Consider the following 15,160-nt stretch of genomic DNA (forward strand, 5'->3'; position numbering starts at 1 on the left):
ACAAAAGATCTCTGATTCATCTGATGGACAGAAATTAAACACCCGGAGATTATCATGCGTTCGCTACTCGTTATTTGCTCGATGCTGCTTGCCTCACCCGCAATCGCTGAAACCGCCCAACCGACAGCCGATGTTGACGCGATCCGCGCCCATGCTGCCGAAGTACTGCGCAATACACCGGTGGATGCAGTGCAACCCTCTCCGATCCCCGGACTGTTCGAGGTTCAGAGCGGCAGAAATATTTTCTATTCGGATGCTGATGGGCGCCACTTTGTCATCGGAGCCCATATTATCGATTCCGTCGCCAAAAAAGATCTGACCAGAGAGCGTCAGGAAGCCTTAAACAAAGTGGAGTGGAGTATCCTGCCGCTGGATAAGGCGGTCGTATCCGGTGATAAAAATGCCAAACTGAAACTGGCGGTATTCACCGATCCCGAATGCCCGTATTGCCGCAAGTTTGAAAAAGAGCTGACTCAGCTCAAGGGCGTCAAAGTTTACAGCTTCCTGTTTCCGCTCAGCTTCCACAAGGATGCCCGGCGCTGGTCGACAGCCATCTGGTGCAGCAAGGATCGCCACAAGATGATGACCGATATTATGATCAACAATGCAGATCCGAAAGCCGGTACCTGCGATACCCCGGTCGATGAGATCGTGGCTCTGGGTGAAAAACTCGGCATCAATGGCACACCAACCCTGATTTCCGGGGATGGCCGTATGTCCCCCGGTGGCAAAAGCGCAGCTGAACTGAAAGCCTGGCTGATGGAAAAGCAATAATCCACGCTCCGGACAAGGTATAAAAGCATGCGCGAAGATCGCCGGGCGGATGAGCTCCGCCCTGTCAGCATTGATACAGCATTCAACCGTTATGCAGAAGGATCGGCGCTGATTTCATTCGGCCATACCCGTGTCCTGTGCACGGCAAGTGTTGAGGAAAAACAGCCCCCGTTTCTGCGCGGCACCGGCAAAGGCTGGGTCACAGCTGAATACGGCATGCTGCCCCGTGCCACCCATACACGTGGCAGTCGTGAAGCGGCACACGGTAAACAGGGTGGCCGCACCGTTGAAATTCAGCGTCTGATCGGCCGCAGCCTGCGTGCCGTGGTCAATCTGGAGGCACTGGGCCCCCGCTCCATCAGCCTGGATTGCGATGTATTACAGGCCGATGGCGGTACCCGTACCGCTGCGATCACCGGCTCCTGGGTTGCCCTGCGCATTGCGATCAACAAATTGCTTGCTGGCGGCACCCTCGCGGCCGACCCCATGATCGGCCAGGTCGCAGCTGTCAGTTGCGGCTTCGTCGATGGGATAGCGCTGCTCGACCTGCAATATTGCGAAGACTCAAAGGCTGCAATGGATGCCAATTTCATCATGACTCCCGATGGCGGTGTCATTGAAGTACAGGCAACTGCTGAAGACAAACCCCTGCACTGGGATCAGTTCATGCAGTTAAAGCAGCTGGCCGATAAAGGCATACGTGATCTGGCCGCACTGCAGCTGCAGGCCGCATCCATCTGATATGGCACACATGAAAATCGTCGTCGCCAGTAACAACAAAAAAAAGCGGCAGGAAATCGAGGCGATTCTCGCCACACTCGGTATCGAACTGGTGGCAGCTGCTGATACCTGCTTCGTCGATGTCATTGAGGATGCCGACAGCTTTGCCGGCAATGCCCGCAAAAAGGCAGAGGCATTTGCCATGGCCAACCACCTGCCGGCACTGGCCGATGATTCAGGCCTGTGTGTCGATGCACTCAATGGTGCGCCCGGCATCTATTCAGCCCGCTATGCCGGTGAGGATGGCAATGACGGGGCCAATAACAGCAAACTGCTGCAAGCGTTGCATACTGCTTGTGATCGCTCGGCTCATTTCACCTGCGCGCTTCACCTGGCATTTCCCGATCAGCGGCCGGCCATCACTGCTGAAGGTCAGGTGCACGGCATGATTCTTGAGCAGGCCACCGGCATCGCCGGCTTCGGCTATGATCCGCTTTTCTTCTGCCCTGAAATCGGCAAGGCCTTTGCAGAAGCAACGGCAGAGGAAAAAGCCGGTGTATCGCATCGAGGCCGGGCATTGCGGGCACTGGCGGAACAGCTCAGCCACCTGTAAACCTTGCTCCATAGACTGAGAATCACAAGTAGAGCAGCATCTCAGGTGTAACGGTGACGTTCAGAAGCAGGCGAAACCACAAAGTCTGGCCTCATTCAGTGCAGGGAGAAAAACAGATGCAAGCAACGGAGAACCAGCCAACCCGCACATCCAACCTTGGCAACCGCCTGCACACCATGGCCCCGCTGAGCTGGCAGGAGACATTGCAGGAAGAGGAAACGATCCTGCGGCTAAGCAAACCCGAGGATGAAATCCTGCAAGCAGTCCAGCGCCGCTTTAACCTCGATGAGCTGCACCTGAAAGATATTCGTAACCCGGCTCATCCCCCCCACTTCACCCGGCTGGGCAAGGATGCCATCCACATCATTCTCCGCTTTCCTGTGGATGCTACCGACCCGGACGGTGAAACCATCAATACCAGCGTCTCGCTGCTGGCGGATGCAAGGATGTGCGTGCTGATATGGCCGGTTGAACGCTTCCACATTATCCCCCGGGAGGCACTGGCCGGGCTTGATGTCCATGAATGTGCCTGCAAAATCATTCATATACTGGTGGATCATCTGCTGCACCGGGTCTATCAGATGCGCGAAGATATGGATGACGTCGAGGATGCGTGCCTTGCTGATGTCGGCAAGGCGGATATGGCCCTGCTGCTGCAGATGCGCAAGGAGCTCTCCTCACTGGCCCGCATCGCCACAAGCAACGGCATTGCCATTGAGAAGTTACGACAGGAGCCGGGCTTTAGCGGCAATCTCCGACTGGCGGATGCGATAGAACACATGAACCGGGCCGCCGTGATGGCTGAATCCAAAGCCGAACAGGCACTGAACGTCATGCAGGCAGTGCAATCACTGCTCAGTCAGCGACTGAATGATGTGATGAAGTTTCTGGCAGTGATCACCGTCATCATGACACCCATGGGCATCATTGCCGGTATTTTCGGCATGAACTTCACCCATATGGATATACTCAGCTCACCATACGGATTCCAGGCTTCTATTTGGGCTATGCTGTTACTCGGTGTGGTGCTGGCGACCTATTTCAAAATCAGGAAATGGTGGTAATCGCGATCACTGCCGGGTCATGCGTCGCTCGTCTGTGTACACTGGTCATACCGGCCATTTCTCGAGTACACGAGGCAGCTCCTCAAGGTGGATAAAGGTGAGTCCGAGCGATAATACAATGGTGACCACATATACAAAGGTCAGCAACGGAAACGCCTGGCGCATCAAACCGATCGCAGCGGGTACACAAAACGCCACCAGCCCCTCATGACCGGTCAGCGCCCCCAGACCGCCAAGCGCCACGCATACGGTGGTAATACAAAAGTCGCAACAACGACTGTTAAAGACAAAACCGATATTTTTACCCATGTTTGTTTCACTGTTCATATGTGCCCCCTGTCATCACAGATATTGATGCACATAAGGCGGTCGCTTCCAGCCTCCTGACGACAAACAGAGATCAACACTCGGCCCGTCGAAACAGAGACATATGCCCATCACAGACTGCCAACAAGCCACAGCCCATCATGGCTACACAGTTACGTCGGGTGCACCACTGTTGTATTAGCATATAAAAACCGAGTGTCAAAGTCGGGTATAGGGACAAACTACCGCATCGCAGTCGCATGTTCCGAGTGAATCATGGCTAAGGCGATGCTGATTTAATGCCATCCGGGCAAAAATCAGCATCGCCATTGGGTAAAGAACTGGCCCCGCGCTTACGGATGAGGGTTAGTCGCTGCCGCTGTTCAATGTGGTAAGCGTTTCGGCGACGGTGACAGAGAGTGCGGTGGTCGGGCGTCCGATCAGCCGGCTCAATTGCCGGCCGTCGTCGAACAGTTCGCCATTGGCTATGCCTGTCTCCGAATCAGCCAGTGCGCGCGCGAATCCTTCGGGTAAGCCGAAACCGACCAGCATATCGCGATAGTCGGCCTCTGCTACGTTGTCGAAAGAGACCGGGATGCCGGACTGCACCGAGATTTCTGCAGCCAGTTCGGCCAGCGTCCATGCCGCATCGCCGGCCAGTTCGTAGATACGCCCCGCCTGCTGCGCCGGGCTGGTCAGTACGGCTGCCGCCGCTGCCGCATAATCACTGCGGCTGGCCGAGGATAGCCTCCCCTCGCCGGCACAGCCGGCGATCTGCCCGTACTGCAGCGCGGTCGGGATGGCAGCCATATAGTTCTCCGTATACCAGCCATTTCGCAGCAGCACGTACGACAGGCCCGAGTCGCGCAGCAACGCTTCGGTCTGTTGATGTTCGGCCGCCAGCAGCAGCGGCGAACGGTCGCAATGCAGTATGCTGGTGTAGGCCAGCAGTTCGACCTCCGCCTCAGCAGCCGCCTCGATCACCATGCGGTGCTGTGGCAGGCGCTGGCCTACCTCAGAGGAGGATATAAGCAGCAGCTTGCGAACACCGGCGAATGCGGTGGCGAGACTCTCCGGCCGGTCGTAGTCGGCGTAACGCACGGTCACCCGGAGTGCGGCCAGATCGGCCGCCCGCTGCGGCGAGCGCACGGCGGCGATCAGTTCGCCCGCCGGCACGGAATTTAACAGCTGTTTGATGACAAGTCGGCCCAACTGGCCGGTAGCTCCGGTAATAGCGATCATCGATCTCTCCTTGCAGTGGTCTTGGCAAGCGCAAGGTTAACCGCCATACTTTCATCCAGTAAGTACACACTAAAAGGTAAGTACTATGACAACGAACCCATCGAACACCGGACTCGCGGACAAGATGCGCCGGGGCGCGGTACTGGCCGCAGCCTGCCCATCGCGAAAAATATTGAATCATGTTACCAGCCGCTGGGGTGTGCTGGTGTTGCTGGCGCTTGGGCGTGGTACCCACCGCTTTGCCGAACTGCGCAGGGCCGTCGGGGGTGTAAGCGAGAAGATGCTGGCCCAGACCCTGCAATGTCTGGAGGCCGATGGCTTTGTGAAGCGTATCGCTTACCCGGTGGTACCGCCGCATGTCGAATACAGCCTGACGCCGCTCGGTGAGGAGTTATCCATTCGCGTCGAGGGACTCACCGACTGGATCGAGGAAAATCTGCCGCGCATTATGGAGTCCCGCCCCGTGAGTGAGTGAGGGTCAGTTCTTTAGTTTATAGTCAGCCAATATCTGATTGGCAGATTCCATCAAAGGCCCGCCCTGAACTTCCGACTGGATCTGGGATATTCTGGGCGAAGACACGCCACACATTTCCGCCACGTCAGCCAGATGCAGATTGGCCATTTTTCTCAATAAATATACGCCCAGCATATACGCCAGCCTGTTGGGAAGCGGGTCGGGAAGCGGGTCGGGCTTAATGGGATGGTCCGTCCCGCTCCTCAAACGGCATCGCAATGTGCCAAAATAGAGCTGTCCGGTGAGGACACAGACTATTTGATCAAGGAGCGGAACGAACCATGAGAAATTCTATCGTAACGAATGAGATCAAGGTAGTTGGCATTGATTTGGCGAAGGAGTCATTTCAACTACACGGTGTGAATGAGCAAGGTCATGTGATTGTCCGCAAGAAACTCAGCCGTCGCAAACTGATGCTTTTCATGACACATCTTCCGCCCTGTCTGGTTGGCATGGAGGCGTGCGGAGGAGCGCATGACTGGGCACGAAAATTCAGAACGATGGGTCATGACGTACGTTTAATGAGCCCTCAGTTTGTGAAGCCCTATGTGAAGAGCAATAAGAACGATGAAGTGGATGCCGAGGCGGTTTGCGAAGCAGTGCAACGTCCAAACATGCGATTCGTACCGATTAAGAGCATTGAGCAGCAGGATATTCAAAGCCTGCACCGGGCAAGAAGTCTGGCGGTGTCTCATCGTACGGCTCAGCTGAATCAGATACGCGGGTTTCTGATGGAATACGGGTTGGTGGCAGCCAAGGGCGTTGCGACCTTGCGAAAAGCGTTGCCTGGAATATTGGAGGATGCAGATAATGCATTAAGCCCCATGTTTCGAGAGCTGTTATCCGGTCTTCAGGATGAGTTTCACCGGCTTGATGAGCGCATTGCCGCCTATGATTTGCAAATCAAACAGCTAAGCGCCCAGAGTGATGCATGTCGTCGGTTGATGACGATCCCCGGAGTTGGGCCGATGATCTCAACTATACTGGTGGCTGCGGTTGCGGATGCGAAAGCGTTCAAAAACGGTCGCGAAATGTCGGCATGGCTGGGGCTGGTTCCAAGACAGCACTCTACAGGTGGGAAGCCGAAGTTGCTTGGTATCAGCAAGCACGGCGATGCTTATTTACGCACCATGCTGATTCACGGCGCACGATCAGATTTGCTGGCGGCAAAGAAAAAGCAGGACAGACGTAGCCAATGGGCTGTTGCTCTTGAGGCTCGGCGAGGGCAAAACATTGCCGCAGTGGCTTTAGCCAACAAGATCGTACGAACGGCCTGGGCATTATTAAGCAGAGGTGGCGAATACAAGGTGACGGCGGCTTAAACGAAGACGAGATTATATGATTTCAACGAACTGCGTGGATGAAGTGAGATGATGGCATACAAAGTGGACAGCTGCATTTCCAGAAACCTGAAAATGTCATGGGCCATTGAAGGTCGCAGGCTTGATGAGGTCGGGAATGCGCGGATTTCCATCAGGGTCAGAAGCGATTCAGCTTCAAACAAAGGCCGGATATATGTACGCAACTTCCTTTGATGCATCTAAACTTTTTCCTTGCAGTGCGGGACGGACCATATATGACATATGGGTATTTGAAAAAGTCGGCAGCAGTGGTTTAGGAGGCTGTTCCGAACCAGACATAGTCAAATCACACGGACAAAGATGATACTGATCAGCTTTAAAACGCCTGATGTCAGTGATCGATATATCCAATACGGGCATTCAATATCGAGGCAACAATCATGAGCAGGAAACTATTCCGCCTTCACCCGGTACCACAGTGCATACAGCGCCGGCAGAAAGAGCAGCGTCAGCAACGTGGCCACAAACAACCCTCCCATAATGACAACAGCCATCGGTCCCCAGAAGACGCTGGAGGTCAGCGGGATCATCGCAAGAATGGCCGCCGCTGCCGTCAGCAGGATCGGCCGGGCACGACGAACGGTCGAGTCGATAATGGATTCGTAGCGGGAAAGACCTGAGGCCATATCCTGTTCAATCTGATCAACCAGGATCACCGAGTTGCGCATGATCATACCGGCCAGCGAGATCATGCCGAGCATCGCAACAAAGCCGAATGGAACATGGAAGGCCAGCAGTGATGCAGTCACCCCGATCAGACCAAGGGGGGCTGTGAGCAATACCAGTGCTGTCAGCGAGAAGCTGCGCAGCTGCACCATTAGCAACGTCAGAATGATAAAGCCCATCAGCGGTAACACCGCAATAATCGAATCGGTAGATTTGTCGCTCTCCTCCATCGCTCCGCCCGCCTCGATGTTGTAACCTCTGGGTAACGATGCCCGCAGCTCCGCCAGTTTTTCGTCGATGGCTGCACTGACATCAGGCGCCTGCACATCGTCCGAAATATCGGCACGAACGGTCACCACCGGCTGGCGATTCAGGCGCCAGATAATCCCCTCCTCTGTACTCTGCCTGATCGTGGCAATACTCGGCAGCGGTACGAAACTGCCACTGTCGGTATGAATAGCGGCATGATCCAGCAATAACGGATCGCTGCGATCAAACTCATCGGCCCGCATCACAATTTCAAGCTGCTCGCCCCCTTCACGGTAGTAGCTGACGGTGAGACCGGACAACAGCATCTGCAAGTGACGCGACAGATTCTGCGAGGAAATACCAAAGGCACGCGCCTTCTTCTGATCCAGATTGATACGCAGCGTATGCACAGGCTCATCCGAATCCTGACTGACATGTTTGGTGTGCCCGTTCTGCTGCACCACCTTCATGACATCATCGGCAATGCGGCGAATTTTATCCGGCTCTTTTCCGGTAATGGTAAACTGGATCGGATAGCCAACGGGAGGTCCGTTTTCAAGACGTGCAATACGCACGCCGGAGTCCGGGTACTCCTGATCGATTTTGCTACGGATGCGCTTTAGCACAGCCTCGCGCCCCTTGATATCGCGGGTCTCTATCACCAGTTGTGCATAATTGATCGCTGCCGGTTCCAGATCGAGCGGCAGATAGAATCTCGGCGAGCCGCCACCGATATAACTGGTGTACTGTTTTATATCCTTGTCCTGGGCAAGCAGTGCTTCAACTCTGGCTGTCACCGTTTCGGTCATGGCAAATGAGGTTCCCTCCGGCAGCCACACATCCAGCAGCAGCTCCGGACGCTCGGAAGGCGGGAAAAACTGCTGCTCGACCCGATCAAAACCGGCAATCGCCAGTGCAAACAGAATGACGGTGACAGCGACAACGCTCTTGCGCCAGGCAAGACACATTTCGACCACACGCCGGAACATATGGTAAAAGGAGGTATGATACTGTCGCTCAATGTGATCGGTATGCTCGCCCAGCAGCCGATAACCGATAAATGGCGTAAATACGACGGCCACCAGCCAGGATACCAACAGGGAAAGCGTAACGACGGCACAGATCGAGAAGGTATATTCACCGGCCGAGGATTTGGCGAGGCCGACCGGCAGGAATGCGGCTGCAGTTATCAGCGTGCCGGTCAGCATCGGAAAGGCAGTGCTCTGATAGGCGAAGGTTGTTGCGGCTGCCCGGCTCCACCCCTGCTCAAGCTTCACCTTCATCATTTCCACGGTGATCATGGCGTCATCCACCAGCAAGCCAATGGCAATAATCAGTGCACCGACAGAAACGCGGTGCAGATCGATGCCAAAGGCCTTCATCAACAGAAAGGTTCCGGCCATGACCAGCGGAATCGACAGCCCCACCACCAGGCCGGCACGCCAGCCCAGCACAACAAATCCCATCGCCAGAACGATCAGCAGTGCCTCCGTCAGCGCACGCATAAACTGGTCAATGGCGTGTTTCACCACCTGCGGCTGATTGGCTACCTGATGAACTTGCATACCCTGTGGCATCCGCGTGCGCATATGGGCCATCGCTTCATCCAGCATGTGGCCGACACGGGTCTCATCGGCCCCGGGCGCAAGCGATACGGCCAGTCCCACCGCATCTTTACCCATAAAGCGCATCCTGAATTGCGCCGGCTCCTGGTAACCACGATAAATATAACTGATATCACCCAGGCGGTGGACCTTGCCGTTAACCGGAATCCCGATGTCTTTAATACTCTGTAGTGAAAGAAAATCGCCGCCGACGCGCATGCTGACCACGCTGTCTTCGGTGGTGATCTCGCCTGCCGGCTCCATCGCATTCTGCGCTTTCAGAATGGCGGCAACCTGTAGCGGATCAATGCCCTCGGAGGCGAATTTGTCACTGGAAAATTCAATGTAGATTTTCTCGGGCTGCAAACCGATCGGGACGACCTTGCCAACACCGGCAATGGCAAGCAGCTCCCGCCTTGCCTGCATAACCTCCTGTGCAAGTTGTGCCGGCGTCAGCGACGTTGAAGTAAACGCATAGACAGAACCGAACGTTTCGCCGTATTCATCATTGATCACCGGCTTCTGCACACCCTCGGGCAGCATATCCATATCGGCCAGCTTCTTGCGGGCAGTCATCCAGACCCGGGACAATTCAGCCGGAGGCATGGTATCCTGCAGCGTCACGAAAATAACCGACTCACCCGGTTTTGAGAAACTGCTCAGGTTATCCAGCCATGGCGTTTCCTGCAGCGCAAGCTCAATACGATCTGTGACCTGCTGCTCCATCTCACGGGCCGTCGCCCCCGGCCATTTGGCGGTGACCGTCATCACCTTGAAGGTAAAGTCAGGATCCTCTTTCTGCGGCAGCTGAAAATAGGCATAAATGCCGGATAACAGCAGCGCCAGCAGCAGATATAACACCACCGGCTGATTACGGATGGCCCATTTGGAGAGATTCGGTAATTTCATATTTGCCGGTTATGAACGACGGCGCCCCCATGCCTGCATAGGATGGGAATCTTAGCCGCTTTTCCCGCCACTGAATATGGGGGGACTACAGTACAATACCCCTGATCAAAAAAAGATATCCGCAATCATGAATGTCACCGCCTGCCCTGATAGCAGCACACGCTTCCCCCGCACCTCGCAGTCGATATAGCCACCCCGCCGCGAAAGCTGCCTGGCTGCAAGCCTGTCCCGGCCCGTTCTGTTGGCCCAGTAAGGTGCCAGAGCGCAGTGAGCCGAACCGGTCACCGGATCTTCGGGAATACCGAATTTCGGTGCAAAAAAGCGACTGACAAAATCAACATCACGACCGGGAGCCGTCACAATCACACCGCGCAGATCCAGCTGAGCCAACAGATTATGTTCGGGAACGTAACTCAGCACATCGCTTTCATCGTCGACAACGACAAGATAATCCTCTGCCGCCAGCACCTCGACAGGCGGTCGGGCAAGCCCTCTCAGCAATATCTCCGGCACAGGGCATAGCACGGCATGGCTGGCCGGAAAATCCATCTCCAGCCATGCCCCCCGCTTTTTTACAAACAGCTCACCACTGTGCGTTTCAAACAGAACCTCTGCAGCTGAAGATGCGAGCTCCTGAAAAATGACATGTGCACTGGCCAGCGTTGCATGCCCGCATAAATCCACTTCCCTGACCGGGGTAAACCAGCGCAGGCGAACCCCCTTTTGAGAAGGCGAAAAAAATGCCGTTTCAGAAAGGTTGTTCTCTGCGGCAATGGCCTGCAATACTGCATCATCCGGCCATGTCGATAACGGCACGACAGCAGCAGGGTTACCACCAAAAACCTGATCGCTAAATGCATCCACCTGATACTGTCTGAGCTGCACCCTTCCCTCCGAACATGAGCACCGGAATCAGTGACCCGTTACTGCTTTTCCTTCTGCAAACCTGTCAGCTCCCACAACAGCTGCAGCTCGGCCTTCAGCTCAGCCACTTCCTGCTCAAGCATGGCAATTCGATCCGACTCCGCACCATGACTGGCCGAACCGGCCGGCGTTGTTGCGGCCACAGTCATCTCGGGTTGACCACAGAGCAGATGGGCATAACGATCCTCCCGCTGTCCTGAAGCTCTGGGTATACGCACCAGCAGGGGAACTTCACGCGTCATCAGTGCTTCCACGACAGCGTGTAGCTCTGCCGCCTCGTCAAAAGTGGCCATACGACCGGTATTGATACGGATCTCATTCAGAGTCTGGGCTCCACGCAACAGCAATACACAGACAATCGCCCGCTCTTTTGAGGAAAGCGTGAGCTTTCGTGCCAGATGATGTTCAAAGCGATCGACCCGGCCATCCATGCGTGCTGTCACCAGCCCGCGCCCGCGCAACTCATTGACGATACCAGCCACTTCGCTCTCGCTCAGATTCATCACCGGCAGCCGGCTGCTCTTCTGGTTGCAGGCCGCCGTTAATGCCTTGAGCGTCAGTGGATAGTAGTCAGGTGTTGTCATCTGTTTCTCCATCAGCGAGCCAAGCACTCTCGCCTCCCGCTCCGACAACATCCCTTCAACCGCTTCTTCGATCACCATTTCCCCCTGTTTGATTATTTTCTCTTTTTCGATTTTTTACCGGCCCCTTTCAGCCAGGCCTCATGTTCAGCCACCAGGGCCTGCAATTCCAGCGCAGCCTTATCCGGCGTGCGAATGATGTCAGCATACCCTTCATCATTCACCTTCATCACCTCCACAGGCTTGGTAATAAATGCCTCAATTGCCTCCAGCAACGGGCGCTCCTCCCTGCTACAGAAAGAGATGGCCTCACCCTTGTTCATACCGCGCCCTGTGCGTCCAACACGATGTACATAATTCTCGGGCTTATCCGGTAAATCATAATTGATCACATAAGCAACATCCGCCACATCAATGCCACGTGCACTGATATCGGTTGCCACCAGTACCCGGCAACCACCTTCACGAAACGATCGCATGGCAGAGGAACGCTCCCCCTGATCCTTGTCTCCATGAATGCTGAGCACCTCAATCCCGGCCCGCGCCATGGCCGCGGCAACCCGCTCAGCCCTGACTTTGGTACGAACAAAGATCATCACCTTTCCTTCCGGGTGATCCTGCAGAAAGCGGGCAAGAAAGAAGCGCTTGTCATCCATATCAACAAACATCACCGCATGACTGACATTTTTTGAGATGCGATCCTCCGGCGATATCTGAATGCGTATCGCCGCACTATTCACCTGTGAATAGGCCAGCTTCCTGATCTCATCATTGATCGTGGCGGAGAAGAAAAGGGTCTGATGCTTCTGCCTGAGCATCTTTTTGATGTAACGGATATCCTCGATAAAACCGAGCGCCAGCATATGGTCGGCTTCATCAAGCACCAGTGTACTGACTTTTTCCAGACGGATCGCGCCCTGACTGATCAGATCAAACATCCGCCCGGGCGTAGCGATCAGCACATCCACGCCATCCTGCAACTTGATGATTTGTGCATCCTGCTCAATGCCGCCGTGCAACGTAAACACCATCACCTTGGTATGTTTGGCCAGCTCCTTGAACACCTCACCGATTTGCAAGGCCAGCTCGCGGGTCGGCACCATGACAATACATTTGATGCCGCGAGAACGTTTGCTGGTTTTATAGCGGTGAATTTTATCAATCACCGGAATCGCAAAGGCCGCGGTCTTCCCTGTTCCTGTCTGCGCAATCGCCAGTACATCTTCACCATCCTGAATGGATGGGATGGCCTTGAACTGAATATCAGTCGGCCGCTTAAAGCCGAGCCGGGCAAGGTTCTTCTTGATGTCTGAAGAAATATAGTACTGATCAAATTTCATATGCTCACTCTTTCACGTATTTCCATATTTCCGGCGTGATCTCAATAGCCTGATCCCCGCTGGTAAACCACAACTGGCCATCCGAGACCGTGCACTGCAATCGCATCGCCCGCTGTGCCATTTCACCCAGTGCTGTCACCACAGCATCTGAAATGGCGACCACCGCAAGGTTGTCAAATCGTGCCAGCTTGTTCTGATGCTGCTCCCACCAGGCCTTGCCGCTGCGATACTGATAGACGTAAATCATCACACGCCGGGAGCGACCACAGGCCTTGCGAATGCGTTTCTCATCCGGCTGCCCCAGCTCAATCCACAGTTCAATTTCATCACTGAAATTCTTCTGCCAGATATCCGGCTCATCATCTTCGCTCAACCCTTTGGTAAACTGCAGCGTTTCACTGGCATTCAGTGCAAAGGCAAGCAGGCGGACCATCATACGCTCATCATTTTCAGACGGATGCCGGGCAATGGTCAGCTGATGATCCTGATAATAGTTGCGATCCATATCGGTGATCTGCAACTCAGCTTTGAATATTGTCGATTTAAGTGCCATTCACAGCTTCTAAGTCACATTCGCCTGTCAGGCAAGTGTTAGCACATCCAAACGCTATCAGAGGCTGCTTGCCACACGGTTTAAGGAAACACTTTCGCGCCGGATTGGTAAGCAACGGTAAAATGACTCGGGCATCATGCCCTCGCCCGCGGGCGGCCTTTGGTCGTCCAATCGGCTCCTGCCTCTTTGTTACGCTTTTGCCTTTGCGAACTGATTTTTGCCAGGATGACAATCAATCAGCATCTCATTTAAGGAAGCGCTGATAAGTTCAGTGCTTCCGTGCGGGCCATGGACGGCCCGCCAAATCAGACACGTAAGTGTTTGATTTGTAAGCAAAGGAAAAACGACGCTTTTGCCTTTGCGAACTGATTTTTGCCAGGAGGGCAATCAATCAGCATCTCATTTAAACAACCGGGGCAGCAGCCCCGGTCAGCTTGCCGGAGGCTCGGGAGGATCGACATCATCCCTGACCCGCACCGCTGCAGCCGCATGCTTGCGACCATAATCTTCAATAAAAACGGTCAGGTTGGCGACAATCAGCGAATAGACCACAATGCCGAGTATCATCGTCATGACAGCGACAATACGGCCGGCCGACGTAATCGGTACAATATCGCCATAACCGACCGTCGTCAGCGTAACGAAAGCCCACCACAAGCCATCCTGTATCTCCTTGAACTGGGGGTTCTGCCCGTGCTCCAGCAGAAACGTGGTCGTACCAAAGGCAAAGACCAGTCCGAACATCAACGCCATTGCCACCGGCAGGCTCTCACCGGAGAGAATCAGCAGGCGAAGCAGCCGCTCACGGTTGGCCCGGATCATGGCGCCAAGGCGAAGGGCCGGAAGCAGGTGCGCCAGCCGCAATGCCATCAGCATTCGTAAAACCGGTGAGGAGAGCAGTACAACCAGCGCCAGATCAAACCAGTTGGCCTTCATCCACGCTGTGCGGTTCTCATCCAGTCGCCAGCGAATGAAAAACATAATCACAAAGGCAAACAGGGCGGCGATCGTAACCCAGTCAGGCAGATTCTCTATAAAGGTAGCCGCAACCGCACCAAGGGTGGCGGAAAATAGCCCCGTATCAAGCAGGCGCTGCCAGGCCAGCCTGTGCTTCATAGCAACCGCTTAGTGTTCGCTTTCACCAGCCTTGTGGCCGAAATAGAGCGCCAGCGAGACCAGGAAAATCCCACCACCCATGTAAAGAATGTTCAACGGATCATCGAACTTTACATGCAATACATTCTTGAAGAATGCCACGATCAGAATCATCAGGATTACTTTTCCCAGTCGATCCTTCAGATCATCCAGACTTTCAATCTGCAACAGCTTCCCGGCTGTCTCGCTGTCACGGGCAAAATCAATCTTGTCGATATGCAGCTCATACACACCGAGCGCAAAAATCAGCAGTACAATCGCCAGCAGGAAGTCATCGACTGCCGTAATCACATGGCTAACCACAGCGGTATGGAAGTCGCCATCATATTCATGGCCAAGGAACTCAACATTCACATACTCAACCAGCAGCACCCCCATATCCACCGCAGATGAGACAAACAGCAGGGCCATGCCAACCACACACGACCATACAGCCAGGAGCGTCATATAACGGGAGTTCCACAACAGCTTTTCAAGAAATAGTTTCATTATTTTCCCCTCTGCCAATTTTCCGTAAACCTAATGATTTATTTCCGAATCACCAGAGGCAAGAGAGACCGTAATTCCGCCCTTGCCGTCCATTCA

At 54.5% G+C, this 15,160-nt stretch carries 15 protein-coding genes; 6 read left to right on the forward strand and 9 right to left on the reverse strand.

Translation table 11 applies throughout. The features are described from left to right. The first annotated feature begins 54 nt into the window (after positions 1 to 54). The 4 genes from FEF65_RS12105 to FEF65_RS12120 all read left to right on the forward strand — a co-directional run bounded on the left by FEF65_RS12105 (position 55) and on the right by FEF65_RS12120 (position 3,171). Positions 55 to 774: a DsbC family protein gene (locus FEF65_RS12105; RefSeq protein ID WP_138240087.1), complete on the forward strand. Its 720-nt coding sequence runs from the start codon at positions 55 to 57 to the stop codon at positions 772 to 774. 27 nt (positions 775 to 801) lie between these two features. Next, positions 802 to 1,515: a ribonuclease PH gene (gene rph, locus FEF65_RS12110; protein WP_138240088.1), complete on the forward strand. Its 714-nt coding sequence runs from the start codon at positions 802 to 804 to the stop codon at positions 1,513 to 1,515. A gap of 10 nt (positions 1,516 to 1,525) precedes the next feature. Next, positions 1,526 to 2,107 carry an RdgB/HAM1 family non-canonical purine NTP pyrophosphatase gene (gene rdgB, locus FEF65_RS12115; RefSeq protein ID WP_138240132.1) on the forward strand — a complete coding sequence of 194 codons (582 nt, stop codon included), beginning with the start codon at positions 1,526 to 1,528 and terminating at the stop codon, positions 2,105 to 2,107. Between the two features lie 116 nt (positions 2,108 to 2,223). After that, positions 2,224 to 3,171, forward strand: coding sequence for a magnesium transporter CorA family protein (locus FEF65_RS12120; RefSeq protein WP_138240089.1), 948 nt, complete (start codon positions 2,224 to 2,226; stop codon positions 3,169 to 3,171). A 45-nt stretch (positions 3,172 to 3,216) separates the two neighbouring features. Here FEF65_RS12120 and FEF65_RS12125 read toward each other — a convergent pair whose 3' ends face one another. Together FEF65_RS12125 and FEF65_RS12130 are read right to left on the reverse strand one after the other, a co-directional pair. Next, a complete protein-coding gene (locus FEF65_RS12125) occupies positions 3,217 to 3,498 on the reverse strand; it encodes a hypothetical protein (protein ID WP_138240090.1) in 282 nt (93 codons plus the stop codon). Positions 3,499 to 3,843: 345 nt separating this feature from the next. Beyond that, a complete protein-coding gene (locus FEF65_RS12130; protein ID WP_138240091.1) occupies positions 3,844 to 4,719 on the reverse strand; it encodes an SDR family oxidoreductase in 876 nt (291 codons plus the stop codon). Positions 4,720 to 4,804: 85 nt separating this feature from the next. Between FEF65_RS12130 and FEF65_RS12135 the strand changes: the two genes are divergently transcribed. Together FEF65_RS12135 and FEF65_RS12140 are read left to right on the forward strand one after the other, a co-directional pair. After that, complete coding sequence (locus FEF65_RS12135; RefSeq protein ID WP_138240092.1) at positions 4,805 to 5,194, forward strand: winged helix-turn-helix transcriptional regulator; 390 nt, start codon at positions 4,805 to 4,807, stop codon at positions 5,192 to 5,194. A gap of 320 nt (positions 5,195 to 5,514) precedes the next feature. Next, the gene (locus FEF65_RS12140; RefSeq protein ID WP_138240093.1) at positions 5,515 to 6,555 is read left to right on the forward strand and encodes an IS110 family RNA-guided transposase; all 1,041 of its coding nucleotides are present in this window, start codon (positions 5,515 to 5,517) and stop codon (positions 6,553 to 6,555) included. A 431-nt stretch (positions 6,556 to 6,986) separates the two neighbouring features. Here FEF65_RS12140 and FEF65_RS12150 read toward each other — a convergent pair whose 3' ends face one another. From FEF65_RS12150 to FEF65_RS12180, 7 genes are all read right to left on the reverse strand, one after another. Further along, positions 6,987 to 10,022 (reverse strand): efflux RND transporter permease subunit, encoded by a 3,036-nt coding sequence (locus FEF65_RS12150; protein WP_138240094.1) that lies wholly within the window; start codon positions 10,020 to 10,022, stop codon positions 6,987 to 6,989. Positions 10,023 to 10,127: 105 nt separating this feature from the next. Further along, entirely contained in the window at positions 10,128 to 10,907 is a 780-nt protein-coding gene (locus FEF65_RS12155; RefSeq protein ID WP_138240095.1) for a PhzF family phenazine biosynthesis protein, read from the reverse strand. 38 nt (positions 10,908 to 10,945) lie between these two features. After that, the gene (locus tag FEF65_RS12160) at positions 10,946 to 11,608 is read right to left on the reverse strand and encodes a YceH family protein (protein WP_138240096.1); all 663 of its coding nucleotides are present in this window, start codon (positions 11,606 to 11,608) and stop codon (positions 10,946 to 10,948) included. A 14-nt stretch (positions 11,609 to 11,622) separates the two neighbouring features. Next, positions 11,623 to 12,867, reverse strand: coding sequence for a DEAD/DEAH box helicase (locus FEF65_RS12165; protein WP_138240097.1), 1,245 nt, complete (start codon positions 12,865 to 12,867; stop codon positions 11,623 to 11,625). 4 nt (positions 12,868 to 12,871) lie between these two features. Further along, entirely contained in the window at positions 12,872 to 13,420 is a 549-nt protein-coding gene (locus tag FEF65_RS12170; protein ID WP_138240098.1) for a YaeQ family protein, read from the reverse strand. 429 nt (positions 13,421 to 13,849) lie between these two features. Then, entirely contained in the window at positions 13,850 to 14,536 is a 687-nt protein-coding gene (locus FEF65_RS12175; protein ID WP_138240099.1) for a potassium channel family protein, read from the reverse strand. 9 nt (positions 14,537 to 14,545) lie between these two features. Next, entirely contained in the window at positions 14,546 to 15,064 is a 519-nt protein-coding gene (locus FEF65_RS12180) for a YqhA family protein (RefSeq protein WP_138240100.1), read from the reverse strand. Positions 15,065 to 15,160: the final 96 nt, after the last annotated feature.

The sequence above is a fragment of the Mariprofundus erugo genome (assembly GCF_005818865.1).
Lineage (GTDB): Bacteria > Pseudomonadota > Zetaproteobacteria > Mariprofundales > Mariprofundaceae > Mariprofundus > Mariprofundus erugo.